The organism is Pontibacter sp. BAB1700, assembly GCF_000277005.1.
Classification (GTDB): domain Bacteria; phylum Bacteroidota; class Bacteroidia; order Cytophagales; family Hymenobacteraceae; genus Pontibacter; species Pontibacter lucknowensis.
The window spans coordinates 1-16607 of record NZ_AKIS01000093.1 but is presented as its reverse complement, the minus strand read 5'-3'; the positions used below and the strand labels follow the sequence as shown (position 1 = coordinate 16607).

Here is a 16607-nt window from a genome sequence, read left to right as displayed (position 1 = left end):
ACGGCGGTTCACGTAACCCGACGTCGGGGGACCGATCTGGCTTAGCCGCTCGGTCCACTCTTCGGGCGCGGGACGGTCTGCGTATTTCAATCCATCAGGCCAGTGGGCTCCTGGCTGCTTCCCGCTGAATTTCCTTTTCCCCCTTCAAGCTCAATCCGGTGTTTCGGATCAAAGCGGTAAAACTCCTTATAACCCAATTTGTCTACTGCCCGTTCATCGCTGGCTTTGATGTACCCCACCGAGAGCGCATAGGCTTTCCATTCAGCTTTCAATTCACTGAATTTTTCCGGAAACTTCGCAGCCACATTGTTTTCCTCTTTCAGGTCCTCCTTCAGGTTATACAAATGCCATTCGTCCCCCTTCCCGTAGGGTGGCGGCATAAAGATCAGCTTCCAGTCCCCTTTCAAAATGGCTTTGCACTCGGTTATCTCAAAGCCCAGTACGTCAAAAGCGGTACGCACCGGCTGTTTAGTTTCCTCTTGCAGATAGGGCTTCAGCGAAGTGCCGTAAAGCGGCTTTAAGCCGGGCTTGTTATTGGGGTAGGTAACATTGGCATAGTCCAGTATGGTGGGCAGAATATCTGTAACGTGCAGCATCTCATCTGTGACCGTGCCGCGTTTGTGCATGCGCCTGCCCGAGACTAGAAAGGGTGTTTGTGTGCCGCCTTCGTAGGTTGTGAGTTTGAAGTACGACAAAGGGGTATTGGCCACCTCGGCCCAGGCACCACCGATGGAAACAAACGAGTTGATCCTGCCCATATTCTCTAAACTGTTGTCATACTCCTCTGCGATGGATTCTTTTGTGTTTGGGGCATAAAAGTGAGGCTCCTTCGGATTGGCGCCGTTATCGGAGAGAAAGAAAATGATGGTATCGTCAAACTTGTTGGTATCTTTCAACTTATCGAACAAACGTCCCAGATTCCAGTCCAGATTTTCAATCATGGCAGCATAGATCTCCATTTTCCTGGCCGCCTCTTTTTGTTCTTCCTGTGTCAACTCTTCCCACTTCTCAAAGTGGCCGCTGCCTTCGTTCTTCGTTAGTTCATCCGGTATCAGTGCCAGTTCCTTCATCTGTTGCAGGCGCTGCTTCCGAATGGCATCGTACCCTCCGTCATACACGCCTTTGTATTTATCGAGCCAGGCATCCGGCACCTGCAAGGGGTCATGCGGCGCAGTAAAAGCCAGGTAGGCAAAAAACGGATCGCCATCCTGCTGCTCCGTTATATACCGGATCATCTTATCAGTAAAATAGTCAGATGTATAGAAGTCAGCTGGCAGATGCGCGACCGTCTCTCCGTTTTCAGAGTATTTGGTATGGGGCTCTTCAAATTCACTCAGGGCACGCTGATCGTTGAAGTGACTGACGCCACCTCCTAAAAAAGAGAATACCCGCTCAAAGCCCCTGTCATGGGGCCGCTGCCCCTCCAGTTCGCCCAGGTGCCACTTGCCCGCCATATAGGTATGGTAGCCGGTCTCTTTCAGTATCTCAGGAATTGTGAGCACGTCCCTGGTCAGGTAGCCTTCGTAGCCAGGCTGCATGTACTGATTGGTGGCATGTGCCGTGGGCATATTGCCTAAACCTGCCTGGTGGTTGTCGCAGCCGGACAGCAGCATGGCCCGTGTGGGGGCGCACAACGATGAGGTATGGAAATTACGGAAGCGGACGCCGTTGTCCGCCAGCTGCTGCAAATTGGGTGTCCTGATCTCGCCGCCAAAAGGCTGGCAGTCAGAATAGCCCATGTCATCCACTACTATGAGCAGGAAATTAGGTTGTCGCTGATACGAGTTCGCTCCCATTTTCTATAACCTTATCTAAATAACCAGCCGGCTTTTGGCAGCTTATAAATACGTCGCATCTGAAAGTAGGGCTGTCAAACTACCATGGTTAATGGACGCTCTTTCCCAACTGAACCTCTACGATATTGTCATTTAACTCCCAGTCAATAAGCAGGTTGTCAGGATCTATGCCTGCACGGGCAGGTTTGCGTTGTACCATCACCGTAATCGTCTGCTTATCTGAACTTATGAAATGCTTCTTCTGGTAAAGCACTTCTCCTTGACTCTGATCTGATTTGGCAGGAGCAAATACGCTAACTTCTATCCAATCTTTCATCTGTAAACTAGTCTCCACTCCTATACTGTCAACCACAAACTTCCGTGCCTGTACATCAAGGGTCACCTGCCACTTACCGGGTTGCACCTGCCTGGCCGTGGCCTGCTTAGTACTCAGCTCCCAAAAGGTGTTCTTCTCAAAAAGATCATGAAGCAGGGCTTGGAGAGAGTCAGGTGTTACCGCCTGCAGCTCCTGATACAGATCAAGTGAGGTAGCCAGCGGAGGCTGTCCGGAACCATGCTTCTGCAGCAAAGTACGGAGCGCCCCGTTTACCTTATCCCTTCCGATGTATTGACTCAGCGCATAAAGCGCGAAAGGACCTTTGCGATAATTTTGGTACCAGTCATTTGCCTGCAGCAGCGGAACAGCTGCACGTGTTTTGGGGTTTTCATTTTCCTCGAGTAAAAAGCTTCGCAACCGCTTTTGATGCTCCGGCCCATAATGCTCTTCCAGCACCCCCATGGCCGAGTACCAGGCCAGGCTTTCGGAAAGCAAACCTGCTCCCTCTGCATGGGCCGGGTCAAGCTGGTTGCCCCACCACTGGTGCGCCAGCTCGTGTGCCACCACTGCCGTTACCAGGTCAAAATTCCGCTTGTCTTTATCAGGGTTCATCAGAAAGAATGCTTCTCCTGCTGTGATGTTGACCGGTGCGGCATGATTTCCGAACCCGTATCCTGGATAAGCAACGAACCGGATCGAACGGTGTGGGTAAGCCCCGAATTGACTGCTGTAGTACTCTAAAGAAGCCTGCACGCTTTTCATCATACGCTTCAGGTTAAGCGTCTGACCCGGATCATAGTAAATCTGTATGCTGACATCCTGCCCCGATCCAGCTGCAGTGTTCTTCCACTTCCCTTCATGCACGGCATAGTTGGCTGAGAAGAAATAGTATTCATTCCGGATAGGAGCAGCTGTCGCATAATGAAAGTAGCGCCGTTCACCTTCCGTCCAAGTTCGCTGCAGCTCACCGGGCGCCACCACCACCTGGTCTGCATCCGTGCCCACCACGGCTTCAAATAAAATACGCTCGGCAAACGGCGAATTATGGCGTGCCTCCACATCATAGAGCGAAGGAGTTGCGGGACGTGGGGCCAGTCCGTATTCTTTTCGGGAGACGGCATCATCCAGTTCCCGGTAAGATTGATAGCCAATTGCGGGCGGCCATTCATAATTCCGGAAGTTGGTGCTGTGCGGTGTTACCGATACATCAGTGCCGCTGTTCGTAAAGCCACGTCCACCTACCTGCACTTCAAAGCTGAGCTGCAGGGAATCACCGGGCTGAAGTGGTTTTTGCAAAGTATAAATGCGGTACCCCAGCACTTCATCTTCAAGTGAACTGGCGGCAGACTGGTCAAAATTTATGGCCTTCGTTTCAACTCCCGGCGCAGTGGCTACATGTATAGCATCGATTGGCTCCCTGTGCTGGTTTACGAGCAGGTATATCCCTTTAACTGTTGCTTTTCTTTCTTCCGGATATAGCTCCACCTGCAGACTGGCACTCGTCTGACGGGGCTGCGGAATAAGGGAGTACTTTGCGTACAGCTTTTCATACTGTGCCTGCAGCTCCGCTTTTTCAGATGCAGAAAGGTAGTCGTTCAGAATATTTGTGTTATAGAAAACGAATCCCCCAAATCCCAGTATACCCGCTACTGCCACCGTAGCAGCTACGATCGTAGGGCGAGTGATGCGACCTTTGACCAGGTTTAACCGCGACCTTAGTTTTTCTTCCCGGCCCCGAACCCAGCACAGTTTTGCCACCACAGCCAGCAACAGCGCCCACGACAACCAGTATAGCTTAAACCACAGCCATGGCTCCAGCGATAAGTTAAAGCCGGCCATATGCGTGTGCGACCAGGCCGGGCTCGCGCTATAGATGAGTAGCTTGTGACTAATGCCAAGACTAGGGGCAAACGCGATAAACCCGTAAGCAAGCAGCGTAAAAAAAATGGCCGAGGTATTTCTGATTGACCAGCACATGCACCACAAGCGCGAGCAGTGCAAGAAGCAGACATTCAACCAACTGAAGCCCGAAAAGTGTCTTCATGTACAGCCCGATCTCAACCGGTGCGCCACCTATAGTTTTCTGAGCAACGATGCCTGCAGTCATCAGGAACGCTAGCCAAATCAGAAGCATAAAGCTTAAGGCCAGGAACCTGCTCAGAAACAACACCCATTCCGGTACCGGAGTCGCGTTGGTGATTTCGTTTATACCTGCTTCTCGCTCCTTCCAAACCAGTTCTCCGGTATAAAAAATGGTAAGCAGGGTAATCAAAATCCAGAAAGACTTAATTTCTACCAGAGGTGCTGTTAGGAAGTTTATCACCTGATCCGTTCCGGGTAGCAAGGGCACATCTTTGGCCTCTATATTTTCGGGTATGGTTAAACCTACTACCAGGGCAAGGACCAACAGTAACAGCAGCCCGATACGACTTTTTGCGAGCTGCAGAAACGACTTCAAGGTAATGACGCGTAACTGCTGTATGTGCGTTGTAAAACCGAATACACCCCTTATCTGTGTTAATGTATGCTCCGGTCTCCATTTCAGCCACTCCCGCTCTGGCAGGTTTGTTACGGATTGCGTAAGCTGTTTCTTGCCAATACTTGTTGCAGGCTGAACAAACCTAAAGCGACTATGAGTGAAAGCCAATAAGCCAACTGCAATGCTGAGCCAAAGTAAGCGGTTAACGAGTAACGGCCCTTCCATTACAAGCAGGCGCGTATTCATTTCCAGAGGACTCCACTCGCCTGACATTTGATTTAAAACAAAGCTAAAATTGATGGGATCTATCAGATTTGCCCATGCTTTTGCATCTTGCAGAACCAACTCTAAAACGAAGGCACACACAAAGAGAAGCACCCCACCCAGGTAGCTCGCCATGGCCCTACGGGTAAGCGCTGCCAACGAAAACTGAATGGCCGTCACAATAAAAATGTTGGGAACCAACAGGTAGAAAAAGCTGGTCAGGTAAGCTGTTAACCGGAACGGCCCCATCACTTCAGACTCCACACCGGTAAAGTACAGGGAGAAGAAAATGCTCAGCGGAATGGAGAGCAGAACAATTAAATTGAGAAGACAAGCGGCAAGGAACCGCCCTCCCAGGTAAGTGGCTTTACTGGTTGGTGTGGTATATGTAAGCGAATGCATGCGTGTCTGCACATCCCGGGCTGCTGCATCGCCTGCTACGGATCCACCTAACGGAAGCCAGAACAAAATGCATAGCGCGGTGACAGCCGCTATCACAATAGGCGCATTCAGTAAGAAGTATCCTTCCCGGGCATCACTTAAGTAATTGGCGATTACCCATAAAAAAGCAAGTACTGCTACTATACAAAAGTACAGCCAGGTAGAGATGCTGCGTATCTGGTAGGCAAACTCCATTTGAAAGATCTTCCGGAACTTCATATGCTAACCTCCTCCACTTGCTGACAGGACGTGTTAAAGCCCGCCATGGTGCTAAAGTATACATCTTCCAGGTCCGGCTCCACCAACTCATAACCGTTTCCCGGGCTCTCCTCACTGTAAATATGTACAATAGTGCGACCGCTAAACAGTTTGGCAGAAATAACCTGGTGCTCCTCCCCAAGTGCATGCAACTCGTTTTTAGAGACCAGTTTGCGCCAGATACGCTCTTTGAGTGCATCTACAGCCTGCATCGGCTCAGCCTCTAGTAAAATTTTCCCTTTGTTGATGATCGCCATGTTGGTGCAGAGTTCACTCACGTCTTCCACAATATGCGTTGATAGGATCACCACACTGTTCTCACCTAACTCACTAAGCAGGTTCAGGAAACGCACGCGCTCCGCCGGGTCCAGGCCTGCCGTGGGTTCATCCACGATAAGCAATTTAGGGTTGCCCAGCAACGCCACCGCCACCCCAAAGCGCTGCTTCATACCACCGGAATAGCCGCCCAACTTCTGCCGGCGCTTGTCCCATAGGTTTGTCTGTCTAAGTAAACGCTCCACTACTTCTTTGCGGGCAGCGCGGCTGGTAATGCCTTTCAAAACGGCGAAGTAATCAAGCAAATCCTCTGCATTTACTTTTGGGTAGACACCGAACTCCTGTGGCAAATAGCCCAGCGTTTGGCGCACCTCTTCTTTCTGGCGTAGCACATCTATTTCGCCCAGTTGTATGCTTCCTTCATCCGGGTCCTGCAGCGTGGCCAGTGTGCGCATCAGTGTGGACTTGCCGGCACCGTTAGGTCCCAGCAGGCCATACATGCCCGGCGGTATGTGCAGCGAAACATTGTCTAATGCCTTTACCCCGTTAGCGTAGGTTTTGGAGATATTCCGGATGGACAGGCTGATCTGCTGATTTTCCATAGTTCTTCTGTTTTTATTATGCTTGTTCAGGAAGAAAGAAAAGCACTTTAATAGGGCCTTCCCCCTCGTTTTCAGAATAAAGGAAAAAACACACCACTGGATATCAAAAAGCGATATGCTATTGCTGTATATTAATCTACCAAGTGCTGCAATGCTTCCGCCAAAGCGCTTGCAGCGCCAATAGGGGTTTTCGTAGATTGGAATCAGGCAACTGCCGAGTAGATGGTAAGATAGTGTCCGGGAAAAATATCTTTGCTTTATGGAGAGAGTGAAAAAGATCTTTGTGCAGGTCCACGTTGTGCTGTGGACACTGTTTATCCTGCTGGCCAGCTTGCAGCTAAGCAATGAAGGTGACCACTGGCCTACCTTAACCACTGGTTTCATCCTGACATGCTTGCTTGTTTTTTACGGCAATTTCTATCTGCTGACAACCTACCCGGGAAAGAAGAAGAGAGGAGATTATTACCGCAGGCTCATAGCCATTGTGCTGATAGGCCCTCTGCCCTTCTTGTATTTACATCCAAGAGCAATGGAGGTATGGCAAGATTTCTTCCAGTACTACATAATGACCTTAGTCACTATAGTACCTCTCTTTACATTTCTCGGATGGTTGGCCAGGGTTACAGAAAACCTGGTGCTTAATACGATAAAAAAAGAGCAACTGGAGAAGCAGGCAGTGGAGTCAGAGCTACATTACCTCAAATCGCAGATCAATCCACACTTTCTGTTCAATACCTTAAACAACATCCACACGCTGGTTTACAAACAGGCATCGACAGCACCAGAAGCCGTACTTCGTCTTTCATCCCTGATGCGATACATGATCTATGAGTCAAATGCCGCCACGGTGCCCCTTTCAAGAGAGATGCACTACCTGCAGGATTATGTTGGATTGCAGCAGCTCCGTTATAAAAGTAGTCCGGTGGTGGACCTGGAAGTAGAAGGAGACATTGCATCCTGCCACATTGCTCCGCTGCTGTTCATACACCTCCTGGAGAATGCCTACAAACACAGTCCTGCCCGACTGGAACCAGGCGCTATAAAAGTGCGTGTAGAGATAAAAGAAAATACACTTACCTTCCGTATCCAGAACCCGGCCGGAAATAAGGCAGGCAATGCTTTAGAGGAGCCGGGTGGCATTGGGCTACCGAATGTCCGGAAAAGACTGGCGCTATTGTACCCTGAAAAGCACAGTCTGGAGATAGATAACCTGGGTGAAATTTTTATAGTTACATTAAAAATCCACGATCTGCACACGCAAGCGCATGAAAGAGAAGCTCAGCTGTTATATAATTGATGACGAGCACCTGGCTCAGGAAATACTGGAAGAGTATCTGTCCAAAGTTCCGTTTCTGGAGCTGAAAGGCACCTTTATGAGCCCCCTGGAAGCAACTGCCCAACTTGAGAAAGATAGACCCGACCTGCTGTTCCTGGATATTAACATGCCAGACCTGGATGGCCTGAGCTTTATACCTATGCTCAACCCAAAACCCATGATCATCCTGACAACCGCCTATGATCAGTATGCCTTAAAAGCTTTTGACCTGGAGGTGAGAGATTACCTGGTGAAGCCCTTTTCTTTTGAGCGTTTCTACAAAAGTGTACTGCGCCTCTACCAGGAACAAGGCAGCCGGCATCAACCGGAAAAGAAGGACAATTTAGTGGACCTTAAACAGGAGCAGGCCCATATTTTTCTGAAGGTGGGGCACCGTATCCAGAAAATTGACACGGGAGACATTCTCTTCGTTGAGGGGATGAAAGACTACTTGCGGATACACACAGCCAAAGAGAAAATCATGACCTTGCTAAGTTTCGCCAAGCTTGAAGAGCTGTTGCCTGCCCAGGACTTTGCCCGGGTGCACAGGTCGTTCATGGTAGCTATTGATAAGATAGATCACATTGAAAAGAACAGGATCAGAATAGCAGATCATCTCATCCCGATAAGTGATTCTTATCATGAAAGCTTTTACAAAAAACTGAGAGGATTGTCCTAAACTGGAAGAATACTACTTTCATGTAGGCAACAAAAGCCGCTTCACATCACTTCCTGCTGCAGTTTAATTATTCCGTGATTAAGCGCTACTCTGGCAGCACAAATTACGTAACATTAGGATCGTAACTAATTGTGAATGTTACATTTAACACGAAGCATCTTGTCTATGAAAAAATTTTACAGGCCTTCCGCATTCACGATCATATCTATGCTAAGCTTACTGCTTCTGCAGGGCTGCTACAAGCTCAGAGGGCAGTCCGCCAGTCAATAATGTGCCCCTGCCAGGTGGCCTGATTAAGTTCAGGGTACGAAGCAAGGCGTTCCTACTGGGTCTGGGAAGAATGCCCTCTTTCAAAGAACACGAAATACCTGACGAGGACCTGGATGCCCTCGTGCGCTACATCAAGGTCATGAAAAAGAACAAGCCCCTGGACGAAAACCTGGTCTCCAGATAAAGTATACAGCAGTAGTGGCAGGTATAGTGCTTGAGAAAGAAGCAGGTATAAGCCCCATCTGCACAAATTTCGTGGTTCTGGGCAGCTGTCAGCGCAGCAACTCCGTTCTGCTATACCTGCAATCTTTTACGCCTATACTGGTATTCTGTCCAAAGCTTCTTAATTTTGTGATAACACAGCCTACTCTTCCAAAAGCAGACCAGCTGACACCGATCTTCCTTATGTTATCCAAGAAAACAAAGTATGCTTTCCATGCGCTCACCTACCTGGCAGAAAATCAGGATAAGGGTGCTGTGCTTATCCAGGAAATCGCCGCCAGTAAGAATATCTCACATAAGTTTCTCGAGAACATTCTGCTTGAGCTGAAGAAGGCAGGTATACTGGGCAGCAAAAAAGGCAAAGGCGGCGGGTATTATCTTATTAAAAAACCGGAAGAGATCACACTGGCCAAGATCATCCGCCTGCTCAATGGCCCCATCGCCTGGTTGCCCTGTGTGAGTCTCAACTATTACGAAAAGTGCTACCGACTGCCCCGACGAGGCCACCTGTAACATGCACATCATCATGTGCCAGGTGCGTGACCAGACCCTGTCTGTGGTCGAGAACAAAACCCTCTCCGACCTGATCACCTCAAACAATTGAAAAACAGCCTCTTAAATATTAAACATAGCTGATTTTAGTTTTTTTTACTTTATTACCCTACTAAGTTTGTAGGTTTTGTGTAGTTTTGGCACACAATGCAGCGCTATGCTACTAGACCGATATCTCCAAAAAGCTTTTAATAAAAAGCAGAGTCCGCAGAAGAAGGACAGCAAATTCAAAAGTGTCGCCAAGGCCATTTCATGGCGTGTCCTGGGCACTTTTGATACCATTGTCATTTCTTACCTGATCACAGGTGAGCTTAAAATGGCGTTCTCGATCGGTTCGATTGAGGTATTCAGCAAGATCCTGCTCTACTATGTCCACGAACGGATCTGGGAACGATTCACAGTAAAAAAAGAAGCCAATGAACTCCAAAAATCAAATACCGTCGCTGCTTGATGAACTGGCAGACCTGTCCCTTTCCGAAGCACTGGCCTGGGTAGCCAAACGATTTCCCGGCAAAGTTGCTTTTTCGACAGCGCTTGGTCAGGAGGATCAGGTCATCACGCACGCCATCTTCTCTGACCAGCTTCCGATCATAATCTTCTCGCTCGACACAGGCCGCCTGTTTCAGGAAACCTACACCTTATGGGCAGATACCGAATACAAGTATAAACGCAAAATAGAGCCCTTTTTTCCGCAAGCTTCCGACGTGGAGTCGCTTGTTGCAAAACAAGGTATAAATGGATTTTACGACTCAGTTGATAACCGCAAAGCCTGCTGCCAGGTCCGTAAGGTACTGCCGCTGACGAGAGCATTGCAGGGAGTGGACGTTTGGGTAACCGGACTGCGCTCCGGCCAGAGTGCCAACCGCAGCAGCTTCAGTTTACTGGAGTGGGACGAGGCGTTTCAGGTCATCAAATTCAACCCGATCATCAACTGGTCTTATGATGAGATGATCGCATACTTGCAGGATAACGCGGTACCCTACAATCAGCTCCATGATCAGGGCTATGTCAGCATAGGTTGCGCTCCCTGCACCCGGGCCATATTGCCAGGGGAAGAACCGCGTGCCGGAAGGTGGTGGTGGGAACAGACTCAGAAGGAATGCGGTCTGCATGCAAATTATTTAAATAAACAAAACTAATATGGCTATTCACAACGCTGTATTCCCCAGAGAACTGGAAGACGAGGCGATCTACATCATCAGAGAGGTCGCCGCACAGTTTGAAAAACCTGTACTCCTGTTCTCCGGCGGAAAAGACTCGATCACACTGGTAAGACTTGCCTACAAAGCATTCTACCCAGGCAAAATACCCTTTCCCCTATTGCACGTCGACACGGGGCATAACTTTGAAGAAACCATCCAATTCCGGGACGAACTGGTAGCAGAGTTGGGCCTGGAGCTGATCGTGCGCTATGTGCAGGACAGCATCGACCAACAAAAAGTAACGGAAGAAACAGGAAAATACGCCAGCCGCAACGTGCTGCAGACCGTTACGCTGCTGGACGCAATCGAGGAGTTTGGCTTTGACGCCTGCATCGGTGGCGCACGCCGCGACGAAGAGAAAGCCCGTGCCAAGGAGCGTATCTTCTCGGTAAGAAACGACTTCGGCGAATGGGACGCCAAAAAGCAGCGCCCGGAGCTGTTCGATATGCTGAACGGCAAAATCAATATGGGCGAGAATGTGCGCGTGTTCCCGATCAGCAATTGGACAGAGCTGGATGTGTGGAACTACATCAGAGAAGAGCAACTGGCTATACCTTCCATTTACTACTCACACGAGCGCGAAACCTTTGAGCGTGACGGGCAGATACTTCCCTATTCCCCTTTCATGAACATGTCAGAAGAAGAGTCGGTAAGCACCCGCCTGGTCCGCTTCAGGACGGTGGGAGATATGACCTGTACGGCTGCGGTGGAGTCAACTGCCGTTGCGATCGAGGACATTATTGCAGAAATACTAAGCGCCACAGTATCAGAAAGAGGTGCCCGCATAGACGACAAGCGCTCCGAGGCGGCCATGGAAAAAAGAAAGCAAGCAGGATATTTTTAAGGTATGGACGTTCTAAAAATTGCAACCGCCGGAAGTGTGGATGATGGGAAAAGCACCCTGATCGGTCGACTCCTGTTCGAGACCAATTCGATCACCACCGATAAGCTGGAGGCTATCATGGCAAGCAGCAAAAAGAAAGGCCTCGACTACGTGGACCTTTCGCTGCTGACAGACGGCCTGATAGCAGAACGTGAGCAAGGCATCACGATTGACGTAGCGCACATTTACTTCTCCACTCCTACCCGTAAGTTTATCATAGCCGACACACCAGGGCATTTTGAGTATACCCGCAACATGGTGACGGCGCCTCCAACGCCAATGTCTCCATGATCCTGGTAGATGCCCGCAACGGTGTGGTGGAACAGACTTTCCGTCACTTTTATATTTCCTGTCTGCTGCGCATTCCGAATGTAGTGGTTTGCGTGAACAAGATGGACCTGGTAGACTACGACCAAACTAAATTTGAGGAAATAAAGGCCGCCTTCATGGCCTTTGCTGAAAAGGTTCGTTTTCCGGGACAGGAGATCAGCTTTATACCTGTGTCCTCCCTATACGGCGAAAACCTCGTGCGTCAGTCAGCGCACATGCCTGGTACGAAGGGGTATCACTACTTAGTTTGCTGGAGGCCATGCCTTTGGAACAGCACCTGTCAGAGGAAGCAAGCCGTTTCCCGGTACAGTATGTAGTACGACCGAAGTCAGAAGAGTTTCATGACTACAGAGCCTACGCTGGCAAGGTAGCCAGCGGACTGTTGCGCAAGGGCGAACGGGTGGTTGTACTGCCAAGCGGACAGGAAACTACCATTGCCAAAATCGAAAAGTTTGGGCGTGAGATAGAGGCAGCGCAGGCCAAAGAATCTATCAGCTTACTGCTAGAGGATGACGTGGACATCAGCCGGGGCGATATGATCGTGCCGATCAGCCAATTGCCACAGCAAAGCAGACAGCTCGCGGCCACCATCTGCTGGATGGACAAAAAGCCACTACGTGTGGGCGGTACATACCTGCTGCAGCATGGGGTAAATACTTCCAGAGCCAAAGTCAGCGCACTCTCCAACCTGATAGACGTGGCGACCCTTGGTGCAGATAGCGCTGTAAGTGAGCTGAAGCTAAACGAGATTGCCGACGTGCAACTGAAAACAGCAAAAGAAGTTTTTTACGATTCTTTTACTGAAAACAGAGCAAACGGTGCTTTCATCCTCATCGACGAGGGGACAAATTCGACGGTTGGGGTTGGCTTGATCAGATAATTCCGTGCTTATAAACTAAAAAGGGATTGAAGCGGTAACCACCTGCTTCAATCCCTTTTTCTATACCTGTCCCTATTACGCATTCATGATCGCGCTTTGGTGATGGATCGACTCCTGGTGCACGGCTTTGAGATACTTATGAATAAAGTCCCGGCTCAGGCCCAATTTCTCTCCCCGCTCAAAGGATCTCTCCAACACGTCGTTCCAACGGGACGCCTGCAAAATGGTCAGCTTGTTTTCCTTTTTATACCTGCCAATGTTCTCCACCACCTGCATTCGTTGTGACAGCAGGGTGAACAACTCACTGTCGAACTGATCTACCTGACTGCGCAGCTCCTGCAAGGTGTCATCCACCTCCACTTTACCGCCATAGCCGTTCCGGAGCACCAGCCCGTCTATGATCTCGGCCAGACGCTCAGGCGTCACCTGCTGTTTGGCGTCGCTCCATGCCTTGTCCGGATCAATGTGGCTTTCCAGCATCAGTCCGGTATAGTTCAGGTCCATTGCCTGCTGCGAAATTTCGGCCAGCAATTCCCGGTTGCCGCAGATATGGCTCGGGTCACAGATCATAGGCAGGTCAGGCATGCGCCTTTTCAGCTCAATAGGCAGCTGCCACTGCGGTGCGTTTCGGAACCTGGTTTCGCCATACTTGGCGAAGCCCCGATGGATGGCACCCAGTTTGGTAATACCGGCTCCACTCAAACGCTCCAGCGCCCCGATCCAAAGCTCCAGGTCAGCGTTGATCGGATTCTTTACCAACACCGGCACGTCTATACCTTGCAGGGCATCTGCGATTTCCTGCACCGAAAAAGGATTGACCGTCGTGCGCGCCCCGATCCAGAGAATGTCCACGCCATATTTGAGCGCATCCTCCACATGCTGCTTATTGGCCACCTCCACCGCTATTTTCATACCTGTCGTCTCCTTCGCTTTACGCAGCCATTCCAGCCCTACTGTGCCGATGCCTTCAAAGTTATTGGGACGTGTGCGTGGTTTCCAGATGCCGGCTCGCAGCACATCCACCTTGCTTGTGGCAGCCAGTTGCTGGCAGGTTTCCATCACCTGCTCCTCTGTTTCGGCGCTGCAGGGCCCGCTGATCACCAAGGGCCGCTGCAGATCGGGCAGCCAGGTGCTGATCGGGGCAATCTCCAGTTTGTCTTTGCCGGTGAGTGGCCGAGCAAAGGGTTTCTGCCGATTCTTGAGTTCGATGCCATCCAGTATGCGGCTGATCTGGTTGGCATTAGAGATCATGTCGTAGGTTTCGGAGCTAAGTCCTTCGTCGATCGTTTCCTTGAAAAGCAGCAGCTGATCGATGTACGCATCCAATGCCGCCGATACATGACCTGCATTCTGGCTGAAGATGGGTGCCCACATATCCGGAGAGCTTTTGGCCAGTCGCACGGTGGAGGCAAAACCACTACCAGCCATATTAAAAATGCTCTTCTCGTCTTTTTCGATTTTAAGCACCGTCAGGCCAAGGGCAAAGGAGGTGATGTGTGACAAATGCGAAACAAAGGCGATGTGGCGGTCGTGTTCACGGGCCTCCATGTGCACCGTTTCCATTTTCAGGACGCCAAACACTTCTTCCGCTACCCGTACAGTCGCTACACCGGAGGCCTCTGCGTTGCAGATAATATTCACTTTGTGGTCGAAGAGCTTGTGATGTGCCGCTCCCGGACCAGTGTTTTCGGTGCCGGCAATCGGGTGGCAGGCAACGAACTGCTCTCTGCGCGGATGGCTCGCAACGGCCTGGCAGATCTGCTCTTTTGTAGAGCCCACATCCAGCACGACGGATCCGTCTTTTACCTGGTCTAAAAGTGTCAGCACGATACCCGGGGAAACATCAACCGGCGTGGCCACAATGATCAGATCACAGCTTTTGGCCAGATCTGCCAGACTGCCCTCTTCCTGTATAATGCCTGTACTTTTTGCGATCCAGATGTGCTCCGGGTTGTTGTCTGTTCCGATTATTTTAGTGGCAAAGCCACGTTGCCGGAGGTCCATGGCCATGGAGCCCCCAATCAGTCCGATACCTACTATGCCTACGATCATGACTTTTTGATTTTAATATTTTTAAATGCTTTGATTCTTTCCAATGCTCTTTGCAGCTGCCCGTTGTCAGCACACAGCGACACCCGGATATAGCGCTGCCCGTTCGTTCCGAAGATGAAACCAGGCGTGATAAAGACCCCTGCCTCGTAGAGGAGTTCATTTACCAGTTGCTCCACATTGACTTCTTCCGGTGGGCGCCCCCACACAAACAGTCCTGCCTGCTCTGTGCTATACCTGCAATCCAGCGTTTCCATGATTTGCCAAACTAGCTTCCGCCGCTCCGCATAGTGCGTGTTCAGTTCTTCAAACCAGGCCTGGGGTTGTTTTAAAGCCTCGATGGCGGCCTGCTGTATACCCAGGAACATACCTGAATCGACATTGCTTTTCGCGATCAACACATTCGCGATGTGCTGGGGATGGCCAGTCAGCACACCCACCCGCCAGCCAGCCATGTTATGCGATTTGCTCAGCGAGTTCAGCTCCAGCACATGCGCTGTAACACCCTTGACTGAGAGGATACTTTCGGGCCTGTCGATGAGGATAAAGCTGTAGGGGTTATCGTGGCAGAGCAGGATATCATGGCGCTCTGCAAAGTCCACGAGTTGAGCCAGGGCGGCTTTGCTTGCCTTCGCTCCGGTAGGCATGTGCGGGTAGTTCGCCCACATGAGCTTTACCCTGCTTAAATCCTGCTGCTGCAATTCCTCCAGGTTTGGCAGCCAACCTGTCTCTTCCCGTAAATTGTAATGCCGCACCACCCCACCGGCCGCTTTGGTTGCGGCGCTGTAGGCCGGGTATCCGGGGTTGGGTACCAACACTTCATCCCCGGCATTCAGGTAGGCGTTGGAAATATAGGTGATGCCTTCCTTCGAGCCCATCAGCGGCAGCACTTCTGTTTCCGGGTCCAGGGCAACCGCATAGTAGGTAGCGTACCAATCGCTGAAGGCCTGCCGTAGGGCCGGTGTACCCTTGTAACCCTGATAGCCGTGTGCGTTGCCATTATGGGCCGCCGCGCACAGTGCTTCTACTGCCTGCCGGGGTGGGGCCATATCGGGGCTGCCAATACCCAGGTTGATCACATTTTTGCCGGCTGCGTTGAGTTGCGCGACCTCCCGTAATTTTTGTGAGAAGTAGTACTCCTGCACATCCCCGTATCTGTCTGCTATGTTCACTATCTGCTTTTTTAAGGTGCTTATCAATTGCTTTAAATAAAAAAAGAGTCCGCCGGAAGGGGACTCTTTGTAAGTGCAAAACAACGAATGCTTTTTACCATAGAAATCCCGCCTGCTTCCTGCGATAGAAGTAGTAATAGTAAAAAGTAAAATAGTTGTTCTGGTTCGCTGTCATGTATCTGAATAAAAAAAGCCTCCGATCGGGAGGCCTCTGATTTATAGCTGTTTGTCAACCTAAAGCATCGCCGCCCTTATTTACATAAAGTAAAATAGTGATAGCTATAATAGGCGATATGGTTGTGCGCTGTGTTCATTTCTGCTGGCTAATATCTGATATAATCCTTACAATCAAAAAATTATGGCTGATTTTTTTCAAGGGTTTCGATAGCCATGGTTGATGTATACTGTTGATATTACATTAGGTTAAAGATTACAGCTGGTAAGCGATCAAATTCCAGCTCAGTTGTGAGGCACTCTGTTTTTAGCTAAATTGATACCCTAAACTTTAACAAATGAAAAGACTCATATCACTCTGCCTACTAGCCTTGCCCCTCTTTCCGGCGGCTGCGCAGCAGACCCAGAAGCCAGTGCTGCACGGCAAGAACTGGATGGCCATCACCG

The 16607-nt window shown here is 50.1% G+C and carries 13 protein-coding genes and 2 pseudogenes; 9 read left to right on the top strand and 6 right to left on the bottom strand.

Annotated features, from left to right (window positions below; translation table 11 throughout):
* Nucleotides 1-86: 86 nt before the first annotated feature.
* The 4 genes from O71_RS11705 to O71_RS11695 all read right to left on the bottom strand — a co-directional run bounded on the left by O71_RS11705 (nt 87) and on the right by O71_RS11695 (nt 6432).
* Nucleotides 87-1796, bottom strand: a complete 1710-nt coding sequence (locus O71_RS11705) for an arylsulfatase (RefSeq protein ID WP_007656875.1) — start codon at nt 1794-1796, stop codon at nt 87-89.
* Between the two features lie 88 nt (nt 1797-1884).
* Entirely contained in the window at nt 1885-3951 is a 2067-nt protein-coding gene (locus O71_RS25660) for a M1 family metallopeptidase (RefSeq protein WP_237717824.1), read from the bottom strand.
* A 61-nt stretch (nt 3952-4012) separates the two neighbouring features.
* The gene (locus O71_RS25655; protein WP_237717823.1) at nt 4013-5491 is read right to left on the bottom strand and encodes an ABC transporter permease; all 1479 of its coding nucleotides are present in this window, start codon (nt 5489-5491) and stop codon (nt 4013-4015) included.
* A 20-nt stretch (nt 5492-5511) separates the two neighbouring features.
* Nucleotides 5512-6432, bottom strand: a complete 921-nt coding sequence (locus tag O71_RS11695) for an ABC transporter ATP-binding protein (protein WP_007656873.1) — start codon at nt 6430-6432, stop codon at nt 5512-5514.
* A gap of 634 nt (nt 6433-7066) precedes the next feature.
* Between O71_RS11695 and O71_RS25650 the strand changes: the two genes are divergently transcribed.
* The 9 genes and pseudogenes from O71_RS25650 (at nt 7067) to O71_RS27260 (ending at nt 12765) form a co-directional block, all read left to right on the top strand.
* Nucleotides 7067-7729, top strand: coding sequence for a sensor histidine kinase (locus tag O71_RS25650; RefSeq protein WP_237717822.1), 663 nt, complete (start codon nt 7067-7069; stop codon nt 7727-7729).
* Complete coding sequence (locus O71_RS11685; RefSeq protein WP_007656871.1) at nt 7698-8426, top strand: LytTR family DNA-binding domain-containing protein; 729 nt, start codon at nt 7698-7700, stop codon at nt 8424-8426. Before O71_RS25650 ends, O71_RS11685 begins: the two co-directional genes overlap by 32 nt.
* A 271-nt stretch (nt 8427-8697) precedes the next feature.
* Nucleotides 8698-8880, top strand: a complete 183-nt coding sequence (locus O71_RS24295) for a cytochrome c (protein WP_007656870.1) — start codon at nt 8698-8700, stop codon at nt 8878-8880.
* Between the two features lie 221 nt (nt 8881-9101).
* A pseudogene (locus O71_RS11675) lies at nt 9102-9522 on the top strand (Rrf2 family transcriptional regulator).
* A gap of 105 nt (nt 9523-9627) precedes the next feature.
* A complete protein-coding gene (locus O71_RS11670; protein WP_007656868.1) occupies nt 9628-9921 on the top strand; it encodes a DUF2061 domain-containing protein in 294 nt (97 codons plus the stop codon).
* Entirely contained in the window at nt 9887-10609 is a 723-nt protein-coding gene (locus tag O71_RS11665) for a phosphoadenylyl-sulfate reductase (RefSeq protein ID WP_007656867.1), read from the top strand. Before O71_RS11670 ends, O71_RS11665 begins: the two co-directional genes overlap by 35 nt.
* A 1-nt stretch (nt 10610) precedes the next feature.
* The gene (cysD, locus tag O71_RS11660) at nt 10611-11516 is read left to right on the top strand and encodes a sulfate adenylyltransferase subunit CysD (RefSeq protein WP_007656866.1); all 906 of its coding nucleotides are present in this window, start codon (nt 10611-10613) and stop codon (nt 11514-11516) included.
* Between the two features lie 3 nt (nt 11517-11519).
* Nucleotides 11520-12202, top strand: a pseudogene (locus O71_RS27265) (GTP-binding protein).
* Nucleotides 12151-12765, top strand: a complete 615-nt coding sequence (locus O71_RS27260) for a hypothetical protein (RefSeq protein ID WP_040574207.1) — start codon at nt 12151-12153, stop codon at nt 12763-12765. The pseudogene O71_RS27265 and the gene O71_RS27260 overlap by 52 nt, the downstream one beginning before the upstream one ends.
* 75 nt (nt 12766-12840) lie before the next feature.
* Here the strand turns inward: O71_RS27260 and O71_RS27255 are convergent, their stop codons facing one another.
* Complete coding sequence (locus tag O71_RS27255) at nt 12841-14817, bottom strand: prephenate dehydrogenase (RefSeq protein ID WP_007656858.1); 1977 nt, start codon at nt 14815-14817, stop codon at nt 12841-12843.
* The gene (locus O71_RS11635; protein ID WP_155800836.1) at nt 14814-15989 is read right to left on the bottom strand and encodes a pyridoxal phosphate-dependent aminotransferase; all 1176 of its coding nucleotides are present in this window, start codon (nt 15987-15989) and stop codon (nt 14814-14816) included. The genes O71_RS27255 and O71_RS11635 overlap by 4 nt, the downstream gene beginning before the upstream one ends.
* Nucleotides 15990-16607: the final 618 nt, after the last annotated feature.